Genomic DNA, 25,796 nt, shown 5'->3' with positions numbered 1-25,796 from the left:
GAGAATCCCATGGCGCTTGAACGCTCCGACGTGGAAAAAATCGCTCATCTAGCCTCGCTTGGCCTGAATGAAGCCGATCTTCCACAGACCACCGCAGCCCTGAACAGCATTCTCGGGCTGGTTGACCAAATGCAGGCCGTCAATACCGACGGCATCGAGCCCCTGGCTCACCCGCTGGAAGCCAGCCAGCGCCTGCGCGCAGACGTTGTGACCGAGCGAAATAATCGCGAGGCCTACCAGTCCATCGCGCCAGCGGTCGAAAACGGCCTGTACCTGGTTCCGAAAGTCATCGACTAAAGGGAAAGAGCCTTTCATGCATCACATGACTCTGGCCGAGATCGCCCGCGGTCTCGCCGACAAAAAGTTTTCTTCCGAAGAGCTGACCACGACCCTGCTTGCGCGTATCGCCGAGCTTGATCCGAAGGTCAACAGCTTCATCAGCCTCACCGAAGAGCTGGCCCTGAGCCAGGCCAAGGCCGCCGACGTACGTCGCGCCAACGGTGAGAATGGCGCCCTGCTGGGCGCACCAATCGCCCACAAAGACCTGTTCTGCACCCAGGGCATTCGCACCAGTTGCGGCTCGAAGATGCTCGACAACTTCAAGGCGCCCTACGATGCAACGGTCGTGTCCAAGCTGGCCGCCGCGGGCGCCGTGACCCTGGGCAAGACCAACATGGACGAATTCGCCATGGGTTCTGCCAACGAGTCCAGCTACTACGGCGCAGTGAAAAACCCGTGGAATCTGGAGCACGTGCCAGGCGGTTCGTCCGGTGGTTCGGCTGCCGCGGTTGCCGCGCGCTTTCTGCCGGCGGCTACCGCTACCGACACCGGCGGCTCGATCCGTCAGCCCGCCGCGTTCACCAACCTCACCGGTTTGAAGCCGACCTACGGTCGTGTTTCCCGTTGGGGCATGATCGCCTACGCCTCCAGCCTGGATCAGGGCGGCCCGCTGGCACGCACGGCTGAAGACTGCGCGATTTTGTTACAAGGTATGGCCGGATTTGATAAGCAGGACTCCACCAGCATCGACGAACCGGTGCCGGACTACAGCGCCAGCCTCAATACCTCGCTCAAAGGCCTGCGTATTGGCGTGCCGAAAGAGTATTTCAGCGCCGGCCTCGACCCGCGTATCGCCGAACTGGTGCACAACAGCGTCAAGACGCTGGAACAGCTCGGCGCCGTGATCAAGGAAATCAGCCTGCCGAACAACCAGCACGCGATTCCTGCCTACTACGTGATCGCGCCGGCAGAAGCCTCTTCCAACCTGTCGCGTTTCGACGGCGTGCGCTTCGGCTATCGCTGTGAAAACCCGAAAGGCCTCGAAGACCTGTACAAACGCTCGCGCGGCGAAGGCTTTGGCGCCGAAGTCCAACGTCGGATCATGGTGGGTGCCTACGCCCTGTCCGCCGGCTACTACGACGCGTACTACCTCAAGGCGCAAAAAATCCGTCGCCTGATCAAGAACGATTTCATGGCTGCCTTCGAAGAAGTCGACGTGATCCTCGGCCCAACCACGCCGAACCCGGCCTGGAAGCTCGGCGCCAAGACCGGCGACCCGATCGCCGAGTACCTGGAAGACCTGTACACCATCACCGCCAACCTCGCGGGCTTGCCGGGCTTGTCCATGCCGGCTGGTTTCGTCGATGGCCTGCCGGTCGGCGTGCAGTTGCTCGCCCCGTACTTCCAGGAAGGCCGCCTGCTCAATGTGGCGCACCAGTACCAGTTGAACACCGACTGGCACACTCGCACCCCAACCGGCTTCTGAGGAGAACACTATGCAATGGGAAGTTGTGATCGGGCTGGAGATTCATACCCAGCTCGCCACCCAATCGAAGATTTTCTCCGGTAGCGCCACCACGTTCGGCGCAGAACCCAACACCCAGGCCAGCCTGGTCGACCTGGGCATGCCTGGCGTGCTGCCAGTGCTGAACGAGGAAGCGGTGCGCATGGCGGTGATGTTCGGCCTGGCGATTGACGCCGAGATCGGCCAGCACAACGTGTTCGCGCGCAAGAACTACTTCTACCCGGACCTGCCCAAGGGCTACCAGATCAGCCAGATGGAATTGCCGATTGTCGGCAAGGGCTACCTGGACATTCCGCTGGAAGACGGCACCATCAAACGGGTCGGCGTGACCCGCGCGCACCTGGAAGAAGACGCCGGCAAGAGCCTGCACGAAGAATTCCCCGGCGCTACCGGTATCGACTTGAACCGTGCCGGCACGCCATTGCTGGAAATCGTCTCCGAGCCGGACATGCGCAGCGCCAAGGAAGCCGTGGCCTACGTCAAGACGATCCACGCGCTGGTGCGTTACCTGGGCATCTGCGACGGCAACATGGCCGAAGGTTCGCTGCGTTGCGACTGCAACGTGTCGATCCGTCCCAAGGGCCAGGTCGAGTTCGGCACCCGCTGCGAGATCAAGAACGTCAACTCGTTCCGCTTCATCGAAAAAGCGATCAACAGCGAAGTGCGTCGCCAGATCGAACTGATCGAAGACGGCGGCAAGGTCATCCAGCAGACTCGCCTGTACGACCCGAACAAAGACGAAACCCGCGCCATGCGCAGCAAAGAGGAAGCCAACGACTACCGTTACTTCCCCGACCCGGACCTGTTGCCGGTGGTGCTTGAAGACTCGTTCCTCAATGACATCCGCGCCACCCTGCCGGAATTGCCGCAGCACAAACGCGAGCGCTTCCAGGCGCAGTTCGGCCTGTCGGTCTACGATGCCAGCGTGCTGGCTTCCAGCCGTGAGCAAGCCAACTACTTCGAAAAAGTCGTGAGCATCGCCGGCGACGCCAAGTTGGCGGCCAACTGGGTGATGGTTGAGCTGGGCAGCCTGTTGAACAAACAGGGCCTGGAAATCGACGAAGCCCCTGTCACCGCCGAGCAACTGGGCGGCATGCTGCTGCGCATCAAGGACAACACCATCTCCGGCAAAATCGCCAAGACCGTGTTTGAAGCGATGGCCGCAGGCGAAGGCAGCGCCGATGAGATCATCGAGAAGCGCGGCCTCAAGCAAGTCACCGACAGCGGCGCGATTTCGGCCGTTCTCGATGAAATGCTGGCTGCCAACGCCGAACAGGTCGAGCAATACCGCGCCGCAGACGAAGCCAAGCGCGGCAAAATGTTCGGCTTCTTTGTCGGCCAGGCGATGAAAGCCTCCAAAGGCAAAGCCAACCCGCAACAGGTGAACGAACTGCTGAAAAGCAAGCTCGAAGGCTGATTCGCGGTGAAATGGTCCGGGCGGGATTTCATGCCCAACTCGGACCCCATGTGGGAGCTGGCTTGCCTGCGATAGCAGCGCCTCGGTGCAACTGCAACACCGAGGTGCCTGTATCGCAGGCAAGCCAGCTCCCACATTTACAATGGGGACTTACTTAACGTGAAGCGTCTACTCGGCCTGCTGGCCCTGTTCTCTATGTTGGCCGGTTGCGCCAGCGGCCTCATCGACCCCAACGGCTACGACGAAACCGGCACCGCCTCCTATTACGGCGCCAAGCACCATGGCAACAAGACTGCCAGCGGTGAACCCTTCAACCAGAACACCCTGACCGCCGCCCATCGGCGCCTGCCCTTCGGCACCCAGGTCAAGGTGACCAACCTTAACAACAACAGATTCGTGGTCGTACGCGTCAACGATCGCGGACCGCATACCCGTGGGCGCCTGATCGACGTTTCACGCAAGGCTGCCGAACAACTCGGTATGCTGGGCAGCGGCACTGCACGGGTTCGCGTGCAGGCGCTGAACAACTGATAAAGGAGCCCTGGCCATTTTCGGATTAACCGCCCTCTCGCCCTGGAGCCTGATCGAACTGATCAGTGGCCTGGTGTTGCTGATCGTCGGCGCCGAGATTCTGGTGCGCGCCGCCGTGCGCCTGGCGGCCAGCCTCAAGGTGCGGCCACTGATTATCGGCTTGAGCATCGTCGCTTTCGGCAGCAGTGCGCCGCAGATGACCGTAAGCCTGCAGGCCACCCTGGCCGGCAATACCGATATCGCCGTGGGCAGCGTCATCGGCAGCAGTATCTTCAACACCCTCGTCACCCTGGGCCTGGCTGCGTTGATCATTCCGCTGCGCGTCTCGCGGCAGTTGGTGCGGCTGGACATCCCGGTGATGATTTTCGCCGGCCTCTTGGTGTTTACCCTGGCCGGCAATGAAGAACTGACACCGCTCGACGGCCTTTTCTTACTGGTTGCGCTGATAGCCTACCTCGGTGTTTTGCACTACCAGACCCGCCATTCCCGCCGTCCACGCACGTTGGACACGGTGGCCCGCGCGCCCTGGCTCAGCAGCGCATCGTTGATACTGGGCGGGTTGTTGATTCTGGTGCTGGCCGGGCATTTGCTGCTGGGCGCAGCGGTGGATGTAGCAAGCGACCTGGGCCTGTCCGAACGCATCATCGGCCTGACGCTGATCGGTGTTGGCACCTCACTGCCGTGCCTGGCCACCTCGCTGATTGCCGCGTTGCGCGGCGAGCGCGAGATTGCCGTGGGCAACGTGATTGGCAGCAACCTGTTCAACCTGCTTGGCGTACTAGGGTTCACCGCGCTGGTGGCGCCCTCGCCGTTGTCGGTGTCGCCCAACGCACTGGATTTCGACTTGCCGGTGATGCTCGGCGTGGTGGTGTTGTGCCTGCCGGTGTTCTACAGCGGCTACCGCGTCACCCGCGCTGAAGGCCTGGTGTTTCTGGGGTTGTATCTGGCGTATGGGCTGCATGTGGTGTCGTTTACCTTCGGCATGCCGCTGGCCACCCGGCTTGAACAATTGATGCTGCATTACGTCCTGCCAGCGCTGGTCGCGTTTGTGTTGTTCACCTCGCTGCAAGCCTGGCGCCGCCAACACAAGAGGGAATCGCAATGACCGAACAGAAAAAGTCCGGGGTTGAAATGCGTCGCCAGGTCATGGGCGATGTGTTCGTCGACCGCGCCCTGGGCAATGCCACCGAGTTCACCCAGCCGCTGCAGGATTTCGTCAACGAACATGCGTGGGGCAGCGTGTGGAACCGCGAAGGCCTGCCGCTGAAGACGCGCAGCCTGATCACACTGGCCGCCCTCACTGCTCTCAAATGCCCGCAGGAACTCAAGGGCCACGTGCGCGGCGCGCTGAACAATGGCTGCACAGTGGAAGAGATTCGCGAAGCACTGCTGCATTGCGCGGTGTATGCCGGCGTGCCGGCAGCGATTGATGCGTTTCGGGCGGCGCAGGAAGTGATTGAGGCGTATCAGGCGGATAAGCCGTGACGGCTGGATAGTCAGCGCAGGCAAGCCTGCGCCCACCTTTGATTGCATTCACCGATCAAACTGTGGGAGCTGGCTTGCCTGCGACTGGCCCTCAACCCCCACCACAACGTTCAGATCCAACCACCCGCCTGCAACACAAAAATCCCGATATTGGTGGTCACCGCCGCCATCAAGGTCGTAATCACAATAATCGCCGCCGCCAGCTCATGATTGCCCTCGGCCGCCCTGGCCATGACAAAACTCGCCGCCGCGGTCGGTGCGCCAAAGTACAAAAACAGAATCCCCAGCTCCGGGCCCCTAAAGCCCAGCAGCCATGCGCCCAGCGTCGCAAATAGCGGCAGGCCGATCATCTTCACCAGGCTGGCACTGAAGGCCATGCTTCCGCTTTTGCGCAAGGCCGCCAGCGACAAGGTGCCGCCGATGCAGATCAATGCCAGCGGCAAGGTCATGTCCGCCAGGTATTGCCCGGACGACTCCAGCCACCCCGGCAGGCCGATCTTGAAAATCGCGAACGGTGCGGCCGCAATCACGCTGATGATCAGCGGGTTGGCCACCACGCTTTTGAAGATGCTCCACGGGTCGGACTTGATCACCGGGCTGTACACCGCCAGCACGATGGTCGACAGGGTGTTGTAGAACAGGATCACCAGCGCCGCGAGGATCGCGCCAAGGGAAATGCCGTAGTCGCCATACATGCTGGCCGCCAGCGCCAGGCCGATCACGCCGTTGTTACCGCGAAACGCACCCTGGGTGTAGATACCGCGGTCGACGCGCGGGCAACGATAAATCGCCCAACCCCACGCCAGCGCAAAGCTCAGCAACGTGGCCAGCGCAAAGTAGATCAGCAGACCCGGCTTGAGCGCCGAGTGCAGGTCGGCGTGCAGAATGCCCAGGAACAGCAGCGCCGGCATGGTGACGTTGAAGACAAGGGAGGAAGCGGTGTGGATAAAGTTGTCGTTGATCCAGTTGATGCGCTTGAGCAGCACACCCAGAAACAGCATGGCAAACACCGGCGCGGTGATGGTGAGGGTGGTGAGGAAGATAGCCAGCATGCCGGGAAGAACCTTGGTGGGTGTCGTCAGGTGGCTAATGATAAGCCATGCGGCCGTGCGGCGTCTGGTAGGCCGCCTTCGGGGGCAAGCCCCCTCCCACAGTTGAAGGTATTCACCCATCAACTGTGGGAGCTGGCTTGCCTGCGACAGCGGAGTGTCAGCAACCGATGGGCTGACTGACACACTGCAGTCGCAGGCAAGCCTGCTCCTACAGGGGCCGCGTCGGTCTCAGGTGATAGGCGCCGGGTTGAACAACGTAATGTCGTTATGCAGCTTATGCCGCTCCGCCCACGTCTGCTTCTTGCCGCTGGCCACATCCAGGTAGAAGTGAAACAACTCCCAGCCCAATTCCTCAATGCTCGCACGCCCGGTGGCGATGCGTCCGGCGTCGATATCGATCAGGTCCGGCCAGCGCTGCGCCAATTCCGTACGCGTCGAGACCTTCACCACCGGCGCCATCGCCAGCCCATACGGCGTGCCGCGCCCGGTGGTGAACACATGCAGGTTCATCCCGGCCGCCAGTTGCAAGGTGCCGCAAACAAAATCACTGGCTGGCGTGGCGCAAAAGATCAGGCCTTTGCCTTTGAAGCGCTCGCCCGGGCCGAGCACGCCGTTGATCGCGCTGCTGCCGGATTTGACGATCGAGCCCAAGGACTTCTCGACGATATTCGACAACCCGCCTTTCTTGTTGCCCGGCGTGGTATTGGCACTGCGATCCGCCTCGCCTTTGGCCAGGTAGCGGTCGTACCAGTCCATTTCCCTGACCAGCGCTTGGGCCACTTCTTTGCTCTGGGCACGAGCGGTCAGCAGGTAAATGGCGTCACGCACTTCAGTCACTTCGGAAAACATCACCGTCGCCCCGGCCCGCAGCAGCAGGTCCGAGGCATAGCCGAGCGCCGGGTTGGCGGTGATGCCGGAAAACGCATCGCTGCCGCCGCACTGCATGCCCAGAATCAGCTCCGACGCCGGCACGGTTTCGCGGCGGCGCAGGTCGAGTTTCTTCAAGCGCACTTCGGCCAGCGCCATGATCTGCTCGATCATCTCGGTTAAGCCATGGCTGGAATCCTGCAGCCGATACAGCCACGGCTCGCTCAAGTCGACGGAGCTGTCGTTGTCGTGCATCACCTGCCCGGCCTGCAGCTTCTCGCAGCCCAGGCTAATCACCAGCGCTTCGCCGCCCAGGTTCGGGTTGCGCGCCAGGTTGCGCACGGTGCGGATCGGGATGTACGCATCCGTCGCAGTGATCGCCACGCCGCAGCCGTAGCTGTGGGTCAGCGCCACCACGTCATCGACATTCGGGTATTTGGGCAGCAATTCATCCTTGATGCGCTTGACCGCATGGTCCAGCACACCGGTGACGCACTGCACCGTGGTGGTGATGCCCAGAATATTGCGCGTGCCCACGGTGCCGTCGGCGTTGCGGTAACCCTCAAACGTAAAGCCTTCCAGCGGCGCCTGGGTTTCAGGCACCTCGGTGGACAGCGGCAAGCTGTCCAGCGGCGGCGCGGTGGGCATGCGCAGTTGATCTTCCTGCACCCAGCTGCCACGTGGAATCGGCGCCAGGGCGTAACCAATGGTCTGCCCGTAGCGAATAATCTGACCGCCTTCGGGGATATCTTCCAGCGTCACCTTGTGGCTCTGCGGAATGAAATCCACGGTCACCAGGCCGTCCGGGAACTCGGTCCCGGCCGGTACGCCTTGATCGTTGACCACGATCACTACGTTGTCGCGCTCGTGCAAACGGATCGAGCGCGGCGAGTCGGCATGTTCAATCAACTGCATTACATCGCCCCTCAGGAATGCGCTTGGGTAAGTTGGGTCAGCTCAGGCCCTTTGCTGCTGGGCGGCTCTTTGAGTACCACACGCTTGATCGGGCCGACGATCACCAGGTAGCTGAACACCGCCAGCAAGGCGTTGGCACCGACGAACACCAGGGCCCACTTGAACGAGCCAGTGGTGGCAATGATGTAGCCGATCACAATCGGTGTGCTGATGGAGGCCAGGTTGCCAAACATATTGAACAGACCGCCACTGAGACCGGCGATTTGTTTCGGTGAGGTGTCAGACACTACCGCCCAACCCAGTGCGCCAACGCCCTTACCGAAGAAGGCCAACGCCATGAAGCCCACCACCATCCATTCGATATCCACGTAGTTGCACGCCACGATGCTGCACGACACCAGCAACCCGCCAATGATCGGCGCCTTGCGCGCAAACGTCAGGGAATGGCCTTTGCGCAGCAGGTAATCGGAAATCAAACCACCCAACACCCCGCCGATAAACCCGCAGATGGCCGGCAACGAGGCAATGAAGCCCGCCTTGAGGATGGTCATGCCACGCTCCTGCACCAGGTACACCGGGAACCAGGTCAGGAAGAAATAGGTGATGCCATTGATGCAGTACTGGCCCAGGTACACACCGAGCATCATGCGGTTGGTCAGCAGCTGGCGGATGTAGTCCCACTTCGGACCGTCGGTTTTCTGGCCCTTGGTCTTTTCCTGGTCCATGTCGACCATCGCACCGTTCTCGCAGATGTACTTGAGTTCAGCGTCGTTGATCATCGGGTGCTGGCGCGGGCTGTGGATAATTTTCAGCCAGATCAGCGAGAACAGCACGCCAATCCCGCCCATCACGATAAACACGTGCTGCCAGCCAAAGGTGTAGACGATCCAGCCCATCAGCGGCGCGAACAGCACCGTGGCGAAGTACTGCGCCGAGTTGAAAATCGCCGAGGCCGTACCGCGTTCGGCGGTGGGGAACCAGCCGGCCACAATGCGCGCATTGCCGGGGAATGACGGCGCTTCCGCCAGGCCCACCAGAAAGCGCAGCATAAACAGCGCGACGATCGCGGTGGAGACGCCAAACTCACCGACATAGCCTTGCAGGATGGTGAACAGCGACCAGGTGAAGATGCTCAGGGCATAGACTTTTTTCGAGCCGAACCGATCCAGCAACCAGCCACCGGGGATTTGCCCGGCCACGTAGGCCCAACCGAATGCGGAGAAGATATAACCGAGGGTGACCGCGCTGATACCGAGGTCTTTTTGCAGGCTGGAGCCGGCGATGGCGATAGTGGCCCGGTCGGCGTAGTTGATCGTGGTCACCAGAAACAGCATGAGCAGGATCAAATAGCGGACGTGGGTCGGCTTGGTCGCTTGCATGAAGATGTACTCCCACTAATTATTTTTTTTGCGGGTAAGCATTCTGTTTTAAGTGCAGGAACCGCTTTCTGTGAGAGCTGGCTTGCCTGCGATGGCGGTGTATCGGTCAAACTCTCTGTGACTGATGTACCGCTATCGCAGGCGAGCCAGCTCCCACACAAGCCGGTTCCCACAGGTGTTACGTGTTACGAACCGATGTAGCTGGTCTTCACCACGGTGTAGAACTCTTGCGCATAGCGACCTTGCTCGCGCGAACCATACGAGGAGCCCTTACGGCCACCGAACGGCACGTGGTAATCCACACCGGCAGTCGGCAGGTTGACCATCACCATCCCGGCCTGGGAGTGGCGCTTGAAGTGGTTGGCGTACTTGAGCGAGGTGGTGGCAATGCCCGCCGACAGGCCGAATTCGGTGTCGTTGGCCATGGCCAGCGCCGCCTCGTAATCCGCTACGCGCACCACGTTGGCTACTGGGCCGAAGATCTCTTCACGGCTGATGCGCATGGCGGCTTCGCTGTCGGCAAACAGCGTCGGCGCCAGGTAGTAGCCTTCGGTGTCGCAGGTCACCAGGCCGCCACCGCTGACCAGCCGCGCACCTTCGCTTTGGCCGATGTCGATGTACTTCATGTCCTGGTCCAACTGGGCCTGGGAAACCACCGGGCCGATGTCGGTGCCGCTTTTCAACGCGTGGCCGACTTTGATCAACTTCATGCGCTCGGCCATGGCCGCGACGAATTGGTCGTGAATACCGGCGGTGACGATCAAGCGGCTGGAGGCAGTGCAACGCTGGCCGGTGGAGTAGAACGCGCTCTGTACCGACAGCTCGACGGCCTGCTTGAGGTCGGCGTCGTCGAGGATGATCTGCGGGTTCTTGCCGCCCATTTCCAACTGCACTTTGGCCTGGCGCGACACGCAGCTGACGGCGATCTGACGGCCCACGCCGACCGAACCGGTAAAGCTGATACCGTCGACTTTCGGGCTGTTGACCAACACGTCGCCAACCACACGGCCGCTGCCCATCACCAGGTTGAACACACCGGCAGGGAAGCCGGCGCGGGAGATAATTTCGGCCAAAGCCCAGGCGCAACCCGGCACCAATTCGGCTGGTTTGATCACTACGCAGTTGCCGTAGGCCAGCGCCGGGGCAATTTTCCAGGCAGGGATCGCAATCGGGAAGTTCCACGGGGTGATCAAGCCGACCACACCCAGGGCTTCGCGGGTGACTTCCACATTGACGCCTGGGCGCACCGATGGCACGTAGTCACCGGACAGGCGCAGGCATTCACCGGCGAAGAACTTGAAAATGTTACCAGCGCGGGTCACTTCGCCGATGGCTTCGGGCAGGGTCTTGCCCTCTTCACGGGCCAGCAAGGTGCCGAGTTCTTCACGGCGGGCGAGGATTTCACTGCCGACTTTATCCAGCGCATCGTGGCGAGCCTGGATGCCGGAGGTCGACCAGGCCGGGAAGGCGGCGCGGGCGGCATCGATGGCGGCGTTGACTTGGGCTACGTCGGCCTTGGCGTATTCGCCAATGACATCGGACAACTCCGACGGGTTGATGTTGTTGCAGTAGTCGGCACCGGCCACCCACTCGCCGTTGATGTAGTTCTCAAAACGTTTGGCTTGGGACACAAATCTTCTCCTGACGCAAAAGGCCGCTGATCTCTCAGCGGCCTTGTTGATGAGTTACTGCGGACCTTGCTTGTCGATCAGCGCGGCCAGGGCTTCGTATTCTTCCGGCAGCAGGTCGGTCAGCGGCGTGCGCACCGGGCCTGCGTCGTAGCCAGCGATTTTTGCACCGGCCTTGACGATGCTCACGGCATAACCGGCTTTGCGGTTACGGATGTCGAGGTAAGGCAGGAAGAAGTTGTCGATGATCTTGGCGACGGTGGCGTGATCGTCCTTGGCAATCGCGTGGTAGAAGTCCATCGCGGTTTTCGGGATGAAGTTGAACACCGCCGAGGAGTACACCGGCACGCCCAGGGCCTTGTAGGCAGCGGCGTAAACCTCTGCAGTCGGCAGGCCGCCGAGGTAGCTGAAACGGTCACCCAGGCGACGGCGGATCGATACCATCAACTCAATGTCACCCAGGCCGTCTTTGTAGCCGATCAGGTTCGGGCAGCGTTCAGCCAGGCGTTCCAGCAGAGGCGCAGTCAGGCGGCAAACGTTGCGGTTGTAGACCACCACGCCGATCTTGACCGACTTGCACACCGCTTCCACGTGGGCGGCGACGCCGTCCTGGCTGGCTTCAGTCAGGTAGTGCGGCAGCAACAGCAAGCCTTTGGCACCGAGGCGTTCAGCCTCTTGGGCGTACTCGATGGCCTGGCGGGTCGAACCACCCACACCAGCAAGAATCGGCACGCTGGTGGCGCAGGTATCAACAGCGGTCTTCACCACTTGGGAATATTCGCTGGCAGCCAGGGAAAAAAACTCACCGGTGCCGCCGGCGGCGAACAAGGCGGTGGCGCCGTACGGGGCGAGCCATTCCAGACGCTTGATGTAGCCGGCCTGGTGGAAGTCACCCTGCGCATTGAAATCGGTCACGGGGAAAGACAGCAGACCGTGGGAGAGGATGGACTTCAGTTCTTGTGGATTCATTATTCGAACACCCTGGGCGAAGACTTTCTGTCGAAAGGTTATTGTTGGTTTGTTGATGTCGTACGTCATCGTACAACTATAAAAGGATTCGTCAACTGCAATTCATCGGGCTTCATCCGTAGGCCGGCGTTTAAAAGCAGCTTCTTGACGTAGGAAATTATTCCTCTATGCTCCGAATAACTGTATATGCATACAGTTATTACGGAAGATTCCTACGACATAGCAAGGAGCTAACATGTCAGGTCTTGAACTCGCAGCACCCGAAAAAACCCCACCCACCCTACGTTTTGAAGGCGGTGAACACACGGCCATCGGCGATGACACCCTGCTGCGTTTCGTCAAGGACGCTCCGGCGATTCCTGCGCGGCAAGTCGAACTGCACCTGCCCAACGGCCTGGCGCTGACCTACGGCCAAGTGATCGCCCTGGGCGGCGACTTCTATGGCATTCCCGGCCAGGCCATCAGCGACGGCGCCTCACCGGCCGAGCGCGTGCAACGCTTTACCGCCGCCTTCAACACGCTGGCAGTGCTACCGGCCTCGCGTGAAGAAGCCGGGAAAATCCTCGCGGTCATGCAAAAGGAGATCAACGCAGTGAACCAGGCGATCAAGGACGGCAAACAACCGCATGAAGCCTATGACGCGCTGGGTGATACGTTGTCCGAGGAATGGAACCGCATCACTGGCGGCGGCAGTGCGGTTTCGGCGCTGATTCCACTGGGGCGCTACCTGAAATTGGCCGCAGATAACGCTGACCACTTTGGCGAATGGGCGCTGTCAGCGTATTTGGCTGGCCATACGGCGGCACTGCAACAGGCGGTCGTGGCCCATCAAACCGGCACCGATCAGGCACTGGAACTGGCCTACGCCATGAACGGCTTTGCTGATCACTTTTTGACCGACCTGTTTTCCGCTGGCCACCTGCGCGTGCCGCGCAAGCAATTGGCGGCGGTGGTGACGCCTGGCGAACTGGGCTCGCTGATCAGCCGCTTCATGCACGATGAGGACAGCAAGTTCGGGCTCAAGGTGCGCAACGCCAAGGGTGATCAATGGCACGCCTATGGGGATAAACGCTATTTCGATGCCATCGACGCGGACAATCGGGCGATGGTCAAACGGGCGGTTCAGGCCTCGGCCGATGAGGTCTTCGAGACCTTTATCAGCGGTGTGGCGCCCTCCCCGGCCAACTTCAAGGCGCCGCTGTATGTGCCGGATTTGAACGCCGCGCAGAACCCGGCGAACAACTTTTCGCCGCTGTTCAAGATGGAAGGCGACAAGGTGCTGCGCCGCAAGGACGTGAATGACCTGAACGACAAACACTGGACCAATGATTGGTGGGGTTGGAGCACTTACCTGCTGCTCAAGGACTACAAGCCCAACCAACCGGCCAATTAAGTAAACACAAAACTCCAGGCCAAGGAGGTCAAAATGTGGGAGCGGGCTTGCTCGCGAAGGCGTTGTTTCAGTTGATGCATGTGCAGACTGACACACCGCATTCGCGAGCAAGCCCGCTCCCACACTTGGATTGATTTACTCCTGACACCACTCGGTTGCCCGGTTAACCGCGCTGCGCTTCTGCCTCTTCATGGGCATGGCGCAGCCGTTCACGGCTGTTGGTCAAATGCAGGCGCATGGCCGCGCGGGCCGCGTCCGAATCCTGGCGGGCAATCGCCTCATAAATCTCTTCGTGTTCGCGGCTCAGGCGGCCCATGTAGTGCTGCTGATCATCATGGGCCAGGCGCGCCGAATTCAGGCGGGTACGCGGAATGATGCTGGTGCCCAGGTGGGTCATGATGTCGGTGAAGTAGCGGTTGCCGGTGGACAGCGCAATTTCCAGGTGAAACGCAAAGTCTGACGCCACCGCATCGCCGGCGTGGGCCGCGCTTTCATTCAGGGCATCGAGCGCCGCACGCATGGCGGCCAGTTGCTCATCGCTGCGACGTAACGCGGCAAGGCCGGCGGACTCCACTTCCAGGCTGATCCGCAGCTCCAGAATCGCCAACACATCGCGCAGCGTGACCACCGTGGCCGGGTCAATCCGGAAACCGCTCGGGCTTGGCGTGTCCAACACAAAGGTGCCGATACCGTGACGGGTTTCCACCTGCCCCGCCGCCTGTAAACGTGAGATGGCTTCACGCACGACCGTACGACTGACGCCATGGGCTTCCATGATTGCCGACTCGGTGGGCAACTTATCGCCACGTTTGAGTTGACCGTCGCGGATCTGCTCAGACAACACCGTGACCAATTCCTGGGCAAGGCTGCGGCGCTTGCGGGGAAGACGAGGGGCGGTGTTGGCGTTTTCCATGATGATCCATCTTTCTCGGCGAACTTGAGCCCGCATCATAGCCCATGGCGGTTGTACGATCACCGTTGTGTCGCGACTTTCATCCACATCCTTCGCGCAAAAAAATGCCCCGACGCGTGTCGAGGCATTTTTCAGGCTCACCCGAGGGTGAAAGCCGCTTACTTCACCACTTTCAGGCTCGGCCGGCCGCTTGGACGCGGTGGCTCGGAGTCTGGCGGTGGTACATCATCACCGCCTTCGCCTTCGATCGATTCGTCGTCCTCGAAAGGCGACTCCAGATCGAACACCATGCCTTGGCCATTCTCACGGGCATAGATCCCGAGAATCGCGCCAATCGGCACGAACAGCGTATGGGGCACGCCGCCAAAACGTCCTTCGAAGCTGACAGCCTCGTTGTCCATGTGCAGGTGGCGCACGGCACTGGGTGATACGTTCAGCACAATCTGGCCGTCACTGGCAAAGCCTTGAGGCACGTCAACCTTGGGAAATTCGGAGTTGACCAGCATGTGCGGGGTGCAATCGTTGTCCACAATCCACTCATAGAGCGCGCGGACCAAATAGGGTCGACTGGAGTTCATCAGCGGCTCCTTAAGCCTTAGCGCATATCGCGTTCGACACCAGACAGACTCGCCTGGAAAGCCTCACGCGCAAACTGGCGCTCCATGTAATCAAGCAACGGCTTGGCCGGCCGCGGCAGTTCAATGCCCAGGATCGGCAAGCGCCAGAGTATGGGTAATAGGCAGCAATCCACCAAGCTTTGTTCCTCGCTGAGGAAAAAAGGTTTGTCGGCGAACAGCGGCGAAACGCCGGTCAGGCTCTCACGCAATTCCTTGCGCGCCTGCACCCGAACGGCTTCTTTACTGCGTGAATCCAGAATCACATCCACCAGCCCGCACCAGTCACGCTGGATCCGATGGATCAGCAGGCGGCTGTTGGCACGCGCCACCGGGTACACCGGCAGCAAAGGGGGATGCGGGTAACGCTCATCCAGGTATTCCATCACCACGGTTGACTCCCACAACGCCAGGTCACGATCGACCAGGGTGGGCAAGCTGCCGTAAGGGTTCACTTCGATCAGTTTCGGCGGATGACGTCCCACCTCCACACTGATGATCTCGGCGCTGACACCCTTCTCTGCGAGCACGATGCGTACTCGGTGGGAATAGTGGTCGGCGGGGTCGGAGTAACAGGCCAACCGGTTGGTCACGCCCATGGCGGTCCTCCTCGCTTGTTGAAATTATCGAAAGCTCAAAAACGAGCGCGCCCAGAGAGCATCTCTGTAGAGCCTGGTTCAACCAGACCGCTACGTGTTCAGAGATGCCGCTGGGCGCGCAAGATTAACAGCAATTGCTTACGGTTGGATCAATGCACATCCTTCCAGTATTCGCGTTTAAGCAGATAGGCGAATACGAAAAAGAAGGCCAGGTACAGCAATACATAGGTACCGATGCGCTGATGTTGCAGTTTGACCGGGTTGGCCGAGTAGGCCAGGAAGGTCACCAGATTCTTGACCTTCTCGTCAAACTGCTCTTCGTTCAGCGTACCGGTCTTGGGCACTATGGTCAGTTGATCACACGCTTCATGCGTCAGAGGCGTGCCGGTCAACGGATCATATTGCTTCTTGCCGTCTTCAACGACCTGAACCTGCTTGCATCCTACCACTTGGCGACCCTGCAGGCCGACCAGAACGTTAGGCATACCGACGTTCGGGAAGACTTTGTTGTTCACCCCCCAAGGGCGCGTCGGGTCTTCGTAGAAGGATTTAAGGTAGCCGTACAGCCAATCGGTACCCCGCACGCGCGCCACCAGGGTCAGGTCAGGCGGTGCGGCACCGAACCAGGCCTTGGCGTCGGCAGGCTGCATGCCGATGTTCATGTGGTCGCCGATCTTGGCGCCGGTGAACACCAGTTTCTCCAGCATCAGCTCATGCGGGATACCGAGGTCATCGGCAACCCGCTCATAGCGCTGGAACTTGGCGCTGTGGCAGCCCATGCAGTAGTTGGCGAAGGTACGCGCACCATCTTGCATTGCAGCTTTGTCAGAGACGTCGATATCGACTTTTTCCAGTTCCGGGCCATGCTCGGCCGCGAAGGACAGTAGCGGCAGTGCCGCAAGCATCAAAGCAACGAATAACTTTTTCATCAGCCAGTCACCCTTTCCGGAACCGGTTTGGTCTTCTCGAGCCGGGTGTAGAACGGCATCAGAATGAAGTAGGCGAAATACAGGAAGGTGCAGACCTGCGACAGCAACGTCAGCGAAGGCGTCGGTGCCTGGACGCCGGTCCAGCCCAGTAGCATGAACGCGATGCAGAACACCACCAGCCAGATTCGGCTCAACCAGCCTTTGTAGCGCATCGACTTGACCGGGCTGCGGTCAAGCCACGGCAGGACGAACAACAGCGCAATCGACGCACCCATGGCAACAACGCCCATGAGCTTGTCTGGAATGGCCCGCAAGATCGCGTAGAACGGCGTGAAGTACCAGACCGGTGCAATGTGCTCAGGCGTCTTGAAGGCGTTGGCCTGTTCGAAGTTAGGCTTCTCGAGGAAATACCCGCCCATCTCCGGGAAAAAGAACACGATCGAGCAGAAGATGAACAAGAACACCACCACGCCGACAATGTCTTTGACGGTGTAGTACGGGTGGAACGGAATGCCGTCCAGCGGGATGCCGTTTTCGTCTTTATGCTTCTTGATGTCGACGCCATCGGGGTTGTTCGACCCCACTTCGTGCAGCGCCAGGATGTGCAGCACCACCAGGCCCAGAATCACGATCGGCAGGGCCACAACGTGCAAGGCGAAGAAGCGGTTCAAGGTGATGCCGGAGATCAGGTAGTCACCCCGAATCCACTGGGTCAGGTCGTTGCCGATGACCGGGATCGCGCCGAACAGCGAGATGATCACCTGAGCGCCCCAGTACGACATCTGACCCCATGGCAGCAGGTAACCCATGAAGGCCTCGGCCATCAGCGCCAGATAGATCAGCATGCCAAACACCCACACCAGCTCGCGGGGTTTTTGGTATGAGCCGTAGAGCAAGCCACGGAACATGTGCATGTAGACCACGATGAAGAACGCCGAGGCGCCGGTGGAGTGAAGCAAACGCAGGATCGAGCCGTACTCGACGTCGCGCATGATCCCTTCAACTGACGCAAAGGCCTCTTCAGCCGAAGGTGTGTAGCTCATCGTCAGCCAGACGCCGGTGACGAGTTGGTTGACCAGCACCAACAGTGCCAGGGAGCCGAAGAAGTAGAAGAAGTTGAAGTTTTTTGGTGCGTAATATTTGCTGAGATGGTCTTCCCACATTTTGGTAGCGGGGAAGCGCGCATCCACCCAATCCATGAACTTGCTCATCAGGCTTTCTCCCCCTCGTCGACGCCAATGACAATGACACTGTCAGTCTCGTAGTGATGTGGCGGAACTGGCAGGTTCAGTGGTGCGGGTTGTGACTTGTAGACGCGGCCGGCCAGGTCGTAGTGAGAGCCATGGCAAGGGCAGAAGTAACCACCCACCCAGTCTTTGCCCAGGTCGGCAGGAGCAACTTCAGGGCGGAAGGTAGGCGAGCAGCCGAGGTGGGTGCAGATACCGATCAGCAGCAGAATCTCTGGCTTGATCGAACGGATTTCCTTATCGACGTAGGCGGGTTGGTCGGAATTCTTCGAGTCGGGATCAGACAGCTGACCTTCGATTTTTTTCAGATTCCCCAGGATTTCCTCAGTACGACGAACGATGAAGACCGGCTGACCGCGCCACTCAGCAATCATCTGCTGGCCTGGGTCGATCTTGCTGACATTCACCTTCACCGGTGCACCTGCGGCTTTCGCCTTGGCACTGGGAAACCATGACCCCACGAACGGGACCGCAGCCCCCACCGCTCCTGCAGCACCCACCACGGATGTGGCTGCTACCAAGAAGCGACGCCGGCCTGCATTCACGCCGTCATTGCTCATTCAGTCCTCTCCCATCAGCTTTTTGGCCTGTTAAATCAGGCGTCTACTAAGTGTTGAATCTTTACTTATAAAAATTTTGCCGAATGGTAATGAAAAGCCCCACGTATGACAAGGGAATTGCCCGGGGCTCCCTCTCCAGGCCTTGTAGTATAGGGGGTCTACGGATGTGGCAAGTTGTCACGGCGAAATTTGTGCATAAATCGCAGGCAATAAAAAACGCCCAGCTCCGTGAGGAGTTGGGCGTTTTTGTGGAACGTAAAGCGAATTAACGCTTCGAGTACTGCGGACGCTTACGCGCTTTACGCAGACCGACTTTCTTACGTTCAACTTCACGAGCATCGCGAGTTACGAAGCCAGCTTTGCGCAGTGCGCCACGCAGGGTTTCGTCGTACTGCATCAGAGCGCGAGTGATACCGTGGCGGATTGCGCCAGCTTGACCACTTACACCGCCACCGATAACGGTGACGTAGATGTCGAACTTTTCAACAGTCTCGGTCAGTTCCAGCGGCTGACGAACTACCATGCGGGCAGTTTCGCGACCGAAGAAGTTGTCCAGAGTGCGGTTGTTGATCGAGATGTTACCAGTGCCCGGACGCAGGAAAACGCGTGCGGTTGCGGTTTTGCGACGGCCAGTGCCGTAATTTTGAGTCGCCGACATAATGAACTATTCCGTTAAAACTTCAGTTCTTGGGGCTGCTGAGCAGCATGAGGGTGTACAGCGCCCGCATAGACTTTCAGCTTGCGAAACATATCGCGACCCAGTGGGCCCTTCGGCAGCATGCCTTTGACCGCGATTTCGATCGGGGCTTCAGGCTTCTTGGAAATCAGGCCTTCAAAGTTCGAAGACTTGATACCGCCTGGGAAACCGGAGTGACGGTAGTACATTTTGTCTTGCGCTTTGTTGCCGGTAACACGTACCTGCTCAGCGTTGATGATCACGATGTAGTCACCGGTGTCAACGTGAGGGGTGTACTCAGGCTTGTGCTTGCCACGCAGACGGCTGGCGACTTCAGTGGCCAGACGACCCAGGGTCTGACCAGCGGCGTCGACGACAAACCAGTCGCGCTGAACTGTTTCCGGTTTTGCAGTAAAAGTTGTCATTCTTTAATAGCCTCAGGGGCCGCCCTGTAAATTAGACGGCGGATCTTACTGAATAGTGCGTACTTTGACAAGTCAAAGGCAGCCGGATACAGACGCTATCGGGGGCTCGGGTCGGCGCGTCCGTTCAACGGCAAGATTCTTCGGCAGGCGGCGCATCACTTCCACTGCAGAAAGAGGTGGGCAATTATGCAGATTGCGAAAAAAAATTCAACCTGCTTTTATGATTGTTTTCCCCGAAGGAGTACCCGATGGATTATCGACAGCTGGGCCGAACCGATCTGAACGTAAGCGCGATAGCCTTGGGCACCATGACCTGGGGTGAGCAGAACAGCGAGGCAGAGGCCTTCGCGCAGATCGAACGGGCCAAGGCCGCGGGGATCAACTTCCTCGACACGGCGGAAATGTACCCGGTGCCGCCCAAGGCCGACACCTATGCCACCACCGAGCGTTACATCGGTAATTACTTCAAAAGCCGCGGCGACCGTGCCGACTGGATCCTCGCCAGCAAGATCGCCGGCCCCGGCAACACCATCGACTACATCCGCGATGGCCACCTGCGCCACAACCGCAAGCACATTGTCGAAGCGCTGGACGCCAGCCTCAAGCGCCTGCAAACCGACTGGATCGACCTCTACCAGCTGCACTGGCCGGAACGCAGCACCAACTTCTTCGGCCAGTTGAGCTACAAGCACAAGGACGAAGACGACCTCACCCCGCTGGAAGAAACCCTCGAAGCACTGGACGAGCAGGTAAAAGCCGGCAAGATCCGCCACATCGGCCTGTCCAACGAAACCCCGTGGGGCACCATGAAGTTCCTCGCCCTGGCCGAAGCCCGTGGCTGGACCCGCGCGGTGTCGATCCAGAACCCTTACAACCTGCTCAACCGCAGCTTTGAAGTGGGCCTGGCGGAAGTGGCGATTCGTGAACAGTGCGGGCTGCTCGCGTATTCGCCCCTGGCGTTCGGCATGCTCAGCGGCAAGTACGAGAACGGCGCACGCCCGGCCAAGGCACGCCTGACCGAATACAGCCGTTTCAGCCGCTACTTCAACCCGCAGTCCGAAGCCGCGTGCAGCCGTTATGTGGCGCTGGCGCGTGAACACGGCCTGGACCCAGCGCAAATGGCCTTGGCGTTCGTGACGCAACAGCCGTTTGTGACCAGCAACATCATTGGCGCGACGTCTTTGGAGCAACTGGATAGCAACATTGCCAGCGCTGACCTGACGCTGTCCAAAGAGGTATTGGAAGGGATCGAAGCGATTCAGAAGGATCATCCGAACCCTGCGCCTTGATTGATCCCTTGTGGCGAGGGGGCTTGCCCCCGTTGGGCTGCGCAGCGCCCCCAAGCAAGACCGCCTGATTCTTTCAGTAAGATTGAGGTGTGAGGTTTGGGGCTGCTGCGCAGCCCAACGGGGGCAAGCCCGCTCGCCACAACAGCCCTTACACCCTAGGATCAAAGCGCTCGCGCAATAATCTCCTTCATGATTTCGTTAGTCCCCGCATAAATCCGCTGCACCCGCGCATCCGCCCAGGCCCGCGCGATCGGGTATTCCCACATGAAGCCGTAACCGCCGTGCAACTGCACGCACTCGTCGAGCACCTTGCACTGCAGGTCCGTGGCCCAGTACTTGGCCATCGCTGCGGTAGGCACGTCGAGCTTGCCTTCCAGGTGCAACGCCATGCACTGGTCGACAAACACGCGACCGATCTGAATCTCCGTCGCCATCTCCGCCAACTTGAACCGAGTGTTCTGGAAATCGGCAATCGCCTTGCCGAACGCCTTGCGCTCGCGCGTGTATTCCAAGGTCCATTGCAGCGCCGCCTCCGCCGATGAGAGCGCACCAATCGCCACGGTCAAACGCTCCTGCGGCAACTCCTGCATCAAATAGGCGAAGCCCATGCCCGCCTGCCCCAGCAGGTTGCCCTTGGGCACGCGCACGTCCTGGAAAAACAGCTCCGAGGTGTCCTGGGCCTTCATGCCTACCTTCTCCAGGCGCTTGCCCTTGTCGAAGCCCGGCGTGTCGGCTTCCACCACAAACAGGCTGGTGCCCTTGGCGCCGGCCTTGGGATCGGTCTTGGCCACGACGATCACCAGCTCGGCGAGAAAGCCATTGGTGATGAAGGTCTTTGAGCCATTGATCACGTACTCATCGCCGTCCAGCACCGCAGTGGTCTTCACGCCCTGCAAGTCGGAACCCGCCCCTGGCTCGGTCATGGCGATGGCCGTCACCATTTCACCGCAAATCAATTTGGGCAGGTACTTCTGCTTAAGCGCCTCACTGCCGTAATGCAGGATGTACGGCGCGACGATGTCTGAATGCAGCGAGAAACCGATGCCCGTCAAACCGAGGCGGCTGACCTCTTCGATCACCACCGCGCTGTAGAGAAAGTCGGCGCCCAGGCCGCCATACGCTTCCGGCAAATGGGAGCAGAGCATCCCCGCCTCCCCCGCCTTGCTCCACAACGCACGGTCGATATAGCCCTGTTTCTCCCATTGCCCATGGAACGGCGCGGCGTGTTTTTCAAGGAAGGTGCGCACGCTCTCGCGAAAGAGCTCGTGCTCCGAGCTGAACAAGGTTCTGGGGATCATGGGTCACCTGCGTGGATTGTCGGACAAAGACCAGACCACAGAGCCTATGCCGCGAAGCCGTCACGGGACACTGGACACATGCGACAAAAAATAAGACGATCCAGCCGTCTGGTGACCACTTTCCCCTATAAGAATAAATGAAATTATGTCTAACCAAATCTCCACGCCCCTGCGGCGCGTCAGCATTTTGGCCATTGATCGGGTATTCGCTTCCACCCTCATGCAAGCCAAGGATTTCTTCCATCTGGCCAGCCTGCGTTATGGCAAACAACAAGGCCTGGGCCTGACCCCGGCGTTTGAAACGCGTCTTGTCAGCCCCGACGGGCAATCGGTGCGCAGCTTCAGTGATGTGATCATGCCGGTGGACGGCGGCCTGGAAGACGCCGACATCATCGTGCTACCGGCCTTCTGGGACGACTTCGACGCGCTGTGCACCCGCTACCCGCAAGTGCTGCCCTGGCTGCGCCAGCAACACGCCCGCGGCGCTGTACTCTGCGGTGAGGCCACTGGTGTGTTCTGGCTGGCCGAGGCCGGATTGCTGGATGGCAAGGAAGCGACCACTTACTGGCGTTTCTTCAATGCCTTCAGCGAACGCTTCCCCAAGGTGCAGCTCAACCAGGACAAGCACCTGACCGACGCCGACAACGTGTATTGCGCTGGCGGCACCACCTCGGCGTGCGACCTTTATATCTACCTGATCGAACGCTTCTGCGGCGCCAACATCGCCCAGGCCGTGGCCCGCGACATCCTCTACGAAGTGCAACGCAGCTACGCACCGGGCCGCATTGGTTTTGGTGGGCAGAAGCTGCACCAGGACGTGATCATCCTGCAGATCCAGCACTGGCTCGAAGAGCACTTTGCCGACAAGTTCCGCTTCGAAGACGTCGCTCGGGAACACGGCATGAGCATCCGCAACTTCATGCGCCGTTTCCAGACCGCTACCGGCGACAAGCCGCTGCATTACCTGCAACGCCTGCGCATCGAGACCGCCAAAGGCTTGCTCTCGGGCAGCCGCAAAAGCATCAAGACCATCAGCTATGAGGTGGGTTACGACGATGCGAGTTTCTTTGCGCGGCTGTTCCGCCAGCACACCGAGCTGTCGCCGAACCAATACCGGCAGCAGTTCCAGCAGGCCGCTTAAGCAGGGTCAAACACCGTAAAAAAAGTGGGAGGGGGCTTGCCCCCGATAGCGGTAGCTCAGTCAGTACACCTGGCCTGAAACACCGCTATCGGGGGCAAGCCCCCTCCCACCATTTATGCGTGTCGCTTTTAGGGTTTGTGCCCGCGCGACAGGAACTCGTGGGACTGCATTTCCAGCAAGCGGCTCAGCGTGCGCTGGAACTCGAAGTTCAAGCGACCGCCCGTATAGAGGTCCTTGAGCTCGACTTCGGCCGAGATGATCAGCTTGACGTTGCGGTCGTAGAACTCGTCGACCATGTTGATAAACCGGCGCGCGATGTCGTCGGTGGTGACGCTCATCTGTTCCACGCCGCTCAGGATCACCGCGTGGAAAATCTTGCCCAGTTCGATGTAGTCGTTCTGACTGCGTGGGCCGTCGCACAGCTGGCGGAACTCGAACCAGGCCACGTCATCGCAGGTGCGCAGCGCGATGATTTCGCGGTTCTCGATCATCAGCTTGTCGTTTTCGACCGCCTTGGTGCATTCCGGCGTGAGCGCGCGGAAGCTTTTTTTCAGGCTGTCGAGCGCGGCATCGTTCAGCGGGTAGTGGTAAAGCTCCGCTTGCTCAAGGTGACGCAGGCGATAGTCGACGCCGCTGTCAACGTTGACGATCTCGGTGTTCTGCTTGATCAGCGCGATGGCCGGCAGGAAGCGCGCGCGTTGCAGGCCGTCCTTGTACAAGCCGTCGGGCACGATGTTCGAGGTCGCAACCAGGGTCACGCCGTTCTTGAACAGCTCTTCCATCAGGGTGCCGAGGATCATGGCATCGGTGATGTCGGAGACGAAGAATTCGTCGAAACAAATCACCCGCGCCTCATCGGAGAAACGCTTGGCGATGATGGTCAGCGGGTTTTTCTCGCCCGGCAGCGTCTTCATTTCTTCGTGCACGCGCTTCATGAAGCGGTGGAAGTGCGTACGCACCTTTTCCTTGAACGGCAGCGCTTCGAAGAAGGTGTCGACCAGGTAAGTCTTGCCGCGGCCCACGCCACCCCAGAAGTACAAGCCTTTGACCGGCGTATGGTCTTTCTTGCCAAACAGCTTGCTGAACATCCCTGGCTTGTTTTGCGAGGCCGCGACCAGGTCGTCGTACAGGCGCTGCAAATGACGCACCGCATTTTCCTGCGCGGCGTCATGGAAGAACTCAGGGCGTTTCAGATCAGCTTGATATCGTTCTAGGGGCGTCATAATTTCGTTAGCAAGGCAACAAAAACGGGCCGTCACTGTAACGACGGCCCTGGATAATGGCAATCAACCCTTGGTCGGGTTAATCCTCGGTAGGGGTCAACGCAACGCGCAACGCGGCGATGGCTGCATCGCGCGACGCTTCGTCGGCGAACGCGGCACTGTCAGCCACCACCGCGCCCTCCAGCCATACGCTGAAACTCAGGGCCTCAGTGCGTACATCCAGCGCGTCACCGTTTTGCAGTTGCTTGGTCACAGCACCAGCCGCTTTGCCATCGGCAAAATTGCGCGACAGCAGCAGTTGCTCGCCGTCGGCCGATAGCAAGCGGAAGCGGAAGCTGCCGTCGTCTTCGCGAAAGCTCACAAAGCGCGCGGCTTTGGCGGCTTTCTTCTTGGCAGCCACCGGCGCAGCGGCCTGATTGACGAACGAGCGCAAGCCAACCGCCTCACGCAGCTCGGCCAGGAACGGCGCCGCCACGGCGCGGGCTTTCTTGGCGCCGATCAGCAACAGGTCTTCCATGTCCGAGGGGCGCGACATCAGGTGGTGATAACGCTCGCGCGCCTCACCCAGTTGGCCGTCGAGCAGTTGGAACAGACGGTTCTTCGCCTCGCCCCAGCCCAGGCCTTGCAGCAGTTCGGCACGGAACTCTTCTTCCTGGGCCTTGGTTGCAAACGCCTGGAACAGGGTGAACAGGTGCGAGTTGTTCGGGTCCTTGGCTTCGCGAGGCGCGCGCGAGTCGGTGACGATCCGCGAGATCGCATCCTTCATGTCCTTGGCGCTGGTGAACAACGGGATGGTGTTGTCGTAGCTTTTGGACATCTTGCGGCCATCCAGGCCCGGCAAGGTGGCGACGCTTTCTTCGATCAACGCCTCGGGCATGGTGAAGAATTCTTTACCGTTGCCAAACAGGTGATTGAAGCGCTGGCCGATGTCGCGGGCCATTTCCACGTGCTGGATCTGGTCGCGGCCGACCGGCACCTTGTGCGCGTTGAACATCAGGATGTCCGCCGCCATCAGCACCGGGTAGCTGTACAAGCCCATGGTGATGCCCGCGTCCGGGTCTTCGCCGGTTTCCACGTTTTTATCCACCGAGGCCTTGTAGGCGTGGGCGCGGTTGAGCAGGCCCTTGGCGGCGACGCAGGTCAGCAGCCAGGTCAGTTCAGGGATTTCCGGGATGTCGGACTGGCGATAGAACGTCACCCGGTTCACATCCAGGCCACCGGCCAGCCAGGTCGCGGCAATTTCCATGCGCGAGCGCTGGATGCGCTGCGGGTCATCGCATTTGATCAGGGCGTGGTAGTCGGCCAGGAAGTAGAAGGAATCGGCATTGGCATCCTGGCTGGCGAGGATCGCCGGGCGGATCGCACCGGCGTAGTTGCCCAGGTGCGGCGTGCCGGTGGTGGTAATGCCGGTGAGGATACGGGTACGAGTCGTCATGGGTAAT

Annotated in this window: 25 protein-coding genes; 9 read left to right on the top strand and 16 right to left on the bottom strand. The window is 59.9% G+C overall.

The window, feature by feature from the left end; translation table 11 throughout:
* The first annotated feature begins 9 nt into the window (after positions 1-9).
* The 6 genes from gatC (at position 10) to AACU78_RS26975 (ending at position 5,237) form a co-directional block, all read left to right on the top strand.
* On the top strand, positions 10-297 hold the full coding sequence (gene gatC / locus AACU78_RS27000; protein WP_003171764.1) for an Asp-tRNA(Asn)/Glu-tRNA(Gln) amidotransferase subunit GatC: 288 nt from the start codon (positions 10-12) through the stop codon (positions 295-297).
* Positions 298-313: 16 nt separating this feature from the next.
* A complete protein-coding gene (gene gatA, locus AACU78_RS26995; protein WP_106578664.1) occupies positions 314-1,765 on the top strand; it encodes an Asp-tRNA(Asn)/Glu-tRNA(Gln) amidotransferase subunit GatA in 1,452 nt (483 codons plus the stop codon).
* Positions 1,766-1,775: 10 nt separating this feature from the next.
* Entirely contained in the window at positions 1,776-3,221 is a 1,446-nt protein-coding gene (gatB, locus tag AACU78_RS26990; protein WP_106578663.1) for an Asp-tRNA(Asn)/Glu-tRNA(Gln) amidotransferase subunit GatB, read from the top strand.
* Positions 3,222-3,380: 159 nt separating this feature from the next.
* On the top strand, positions 3,381-3,752 hold the full coding sequence (locus AACU78_RS26985) for a septal ring lytic transglycosylase RlpA family protein (protein WP_106578662.1): 372 nt from the start codon (positions 3,381-3,383) through the stop codon (positions 3,750-3,752).
* A 58-nt stretch (positions 3,753-3,810) separates the two neighbouring features.
* The gene (locus AACU78_RS26980) at positions 3,811-4,857 is read left to right on the top strand and encodes a calcium/sodium antiporter (protein ID WP_106578661.1); all 1,047 of its coding nucleotides are present in this window, start codon (positions 3,811-3,813) and stop codon (positions 4,855-4,857) included.
* Positions 4,854-5,237: a carboxymuconolactone decarboxylase family protein gene (locus AACU78_RS26975; protein ID WP_106578660.1), complete on the top strand. Its 384-nt coding sequence runs from the start codon at positions 4,854-4,856 to the stop codon at positions 5,235-5,237. The genes AACU78_RS26980 and AACU78_RS26975 overlap by 4 nt, the downstream gene beginning before the upstream one ends.
* Before the next feature lie 110 nt (positions 5,238-5,347).
* Here the strand turns inward: AACU78_RS26975 and AACU78_RS26970 are convergent, their stop codons facing one another.
* From AACU78_RS26970 to kdgD, 5 genes are all read right to left on the bottom strand, one after another.
* Positions 5,348-6,289, bottom strand: a complete 942-nt coding sequence (locus AACU78_RS26970) for an AEC family transporter (protein WP_106578659.1) — start codon at positions 6,287-6,289, stop codon at positions 5,348-5,350.
* 228 nt (positions 6,290-6,517) lie between these two features.
* Positions 6,518-8,071 carry a galactarate dehydratase gene (gene garD / locus AACU78_RS26965; protein WP_106578658.1) on the bottom strand — a complete coding sequence of 518 codons (1,554 nt, stop codon included), beginning with the start codon at positions 8,069-8,071 and terminating at the stop codon, positions 6,518-6,520.
* An 11-nt stretch (positions 8,072-8,082) separates the two neighbouring features.
* Positions 8,083-9,450 carry an MFS transporter gene (locus tag AACU78_RS26960; protein WP_106578657.1) on the bottom strand — a complete coding sequence of 456 codons (1,368 nt, stop codon included), beginning with the start codon at positions 9,448-9,450 and terminating at the stop codon, positions 8,083-8,085.
* Between the two features lie 185 nt (positions 9,451-9,635).
* Entirely contained in the window at positions 9,636-11,081 is a 1,446-nt protein-coding gene (locus tag AACU78_RS26955; RefSeq protein WP_106578656.1) for an aldehyde dehydrogenase family protein, read from the bottom strand.
* 54 nt (positions 11,082-11,135) lie between these two features.
* On the bottom strand, positions 11,136-12,047 hold the full coding sequence (gene kdgD, locus AACU78_RS26950; RefSeq protein WP_106578655.1) for a 5-dehydro-4-deoxyglucarate dehydratase: 912 nt from the start codon (positions 12,045-12,047) through the stop codon (positions 11,136-11,138).
* A 235-nt stretch (positions 12,048-12,282) separates the two neighbouring features.
* Between kdgD and AACU78_RS26945 the strand changes: the two genes are divergently transcribed.
* Positions 12,283-13,440, top strand: coding sequence for a phospholipase (locus AACU78_RS26945; RefSeq protein ID WP_106578654.1), 1,158 nt, complete (start codon positions 12,283-12,285; stop codon positions 13,438-13,440).
* Between the two features lie 163 nt (positions 13,441-13,603).
* Here the strand turns inward: AACU78_RS26945 and AACU78_RS26940 are convergent, their stop codons facing one another.
* The 8 genes from AACU78_RS26940 to rplM all read right to left on the bottom strand — a co-directional run bounded on the left by AACU78_RS26940 (position 13,604) and on the right by rplM (position 19,403).
* Positions 13,604-14,353 (bottom strand): FadR/GntR family transcriptional regulator, encoded by a 750-nt coding sequence (locus tag AACU78_RS26940; RefSeq protein WP_106578653.1) that lies wholly within the window; start codon positions 14,351-14,353, stop codon positions 13,604-13,606.
* A gap of 158 nt (positions 14,354-14,511) precedes the next feature.
* On the bottom strand, positions 14,512-14,931 hold the full coding sequence (locus tag AACU78_RS26935; protein WP_106578652.1) for a ClpXP protease specificity-enhancing factor: 420 nt from the start codon (positions 14,929-14,931) through the stop codon (positions 14,512-14,514).
* Positions 14,932-14,948: 17 nt separating this feature from the next.
* Complete coding sequence (locus AACU78_RS26930) at positions 14,949-15,566, bottom strand: glutathione S-transferase N-terminal domain-containing protein (RefSeq protein WP_106578651.1); 618 nt, start codon at positions 15,564-15,566, stop codon at positions 14,949-14,951.
* A 149-nt stretch (positions 15,567-15,715) separates the two neighbouring features.
* A complete protein-coding gene (locus AACU78_RS26925; RefSeq protein WP_106578650.1) occupies positions 15,716-16,495 on the bottom strand; it encodes a cytochrome c1 in 780 nt (259 codons plus the stop codon).
* On the bottom strand, positions 16,495-17,706 hold the full coding sequence (locus AACU78_RS26920; RefSeq protein ID WP_106578649.1) for a cytochrome b: 1,212 nt from the start codon (positions 17,704-17,706) through the stop codon (positions 16,495-16,497). The genes AACU78_RS26925 and AACU78_RS26920 overlap by 1 nt, the downstream gene beginning before the upstream one ends.
* On the bottom strand, positions 17,706-18,302 hold the full coding sequence (gene petA / locus AACU78_RS26915; RefSeq protein ID WP_003216040.1) for a ubiquinol-cytochrome c reductase iron-sulfur subunit: 597 nt from the start codon (positions 18,300-18,302) through the stop codon (positions 17,706-17,708). Before petA ends, AACU78_RS26920 begins: the two co-directional genes overlap by 1 nt.
* Positions 18,303-18,567: 265 nt before the next feature.
* On the bottom strand, positions 18,568-18,960 hold the full coding sequence (gene rpsI / locus AACU78_RS26910) for a 30S ribosomal protein S9 (protein ID WP_003171743.1): 393 nt from the start codon (positions 18,958-18,960) through the stop codon (positions 18,568-18,570).
* A gap of 14 nt (positions 18,961-18,974) precedes the next feature.
* Positions 18,975-19,403 carry a 50S ribosomal protein L13 gene (gene rplM, locus AACU78_RS26905; protein ID WP_003171742.1) on the bottom strand — a complete coding sequence of 143 codons (429 nt, stop codon included), beginning with the start codon at positions 19,401-19,403 and terminating at the stop codon, positions 18,975-18,977.
* A 248-nt stretch (positions 19,404-19,651) separates the two neighbouring features.
* On the opposite strand from rplM, the gene AACU78_RS26900 reads away from it, so the two are divergent.
* Complete coding sequence (locus AACU78_RS26900; RefSeq protein ID WP_106578648.1) at positions 19,652-20,692, top strand: NADP(H)-dependent aldo-keto reductase; 1,041 nt, start codon at positions 19,652-19,654, stop codon at positions 20,690-20,692.
* Between the two features lie 161 nt (positions 20,693-20,853).
* On the opposite strand, the gene AACU78_RS26895 is transcribed toward AACU78_RS26900, so the two are convergent.
* Positions 20,854-21,990: an acyl-CoA dehydrogenase family protein gene (locus AACU78_RS26895; RefSeq protein ID WP_106578647.1), complete on the bottom strand. Its 1,137-nt coding sequence runs from the start codon at positions 21,988-21,990 to the stop codon at positions 20,854-20,856.
* A gap of 244 nt (positions 21,991-22,234) precedes the next feature.
* Here AACU78_RS26895 and AACU78_RS26890 point away from each other — a divergent pair, with 244 nt between their 5' ends.
* Positions 22,235-23,131: a GlxA family transcriptional regulator gene (locus AACU78_RS26890; RefSeq protein WP_177410109.1), complete on the top strand. Its 897-nt coding sequence runs from the start codon at positions 22,235-22,237 to the stop codon at positions 23,129-23,131.
* A gap of 128 nt (positions 23,132-23,259) precedes the next feature.
* On the opposite strand, the gene zapE is transcribed toward AACU78_RS26890, so the two are convergent.
* Both zapE and AACU78_RS26880 read right to left on the bottom strand, forming a co-directional pair.
* Positions 23,260-24,354, bottom strand: a complete 1,095-nt coding sequence (gene zapE / locus AACU78_RS26885) for a cell division protein ZapE (RefSeq protein ID WP_106578645.1) — start codon at positions 24,352-24,354, stop codon at positions 23,260-23,262.
* A 79-nt stretch (positions 24,355-24,433) separates the two neighbouring features.
* The gene (locus tag AACU78_RS26880) at positions 24,434-25,789 is read right to left on the bottom strand and encodes a tryptophan--tRNA ligase (protein WP_106578644.1); all 1,356 of its coding nucleotides are present in this window, start codon (positions 25,787-25,789) and stop codon (positions 24,434-24,436) included.
* Between the last annotated feature and the right edge of the window lie 7 nt (positions 25,790-25,796).

Origin of the sequence: Pseudomonas sp. R9.37 (genome assembly GCF_963878885.1) — a bacterium.
Lineage (GTDB): Bacteria > Pseudomonadota > Gammaproteobacteria > Pseudomonadales > Pseudomonadaceae > Aquipseudomonas.
Note: the sequence above shows the minus strand (reverse complement) of the source record. Positions and strands in the feature narration are given on the sequence as shown.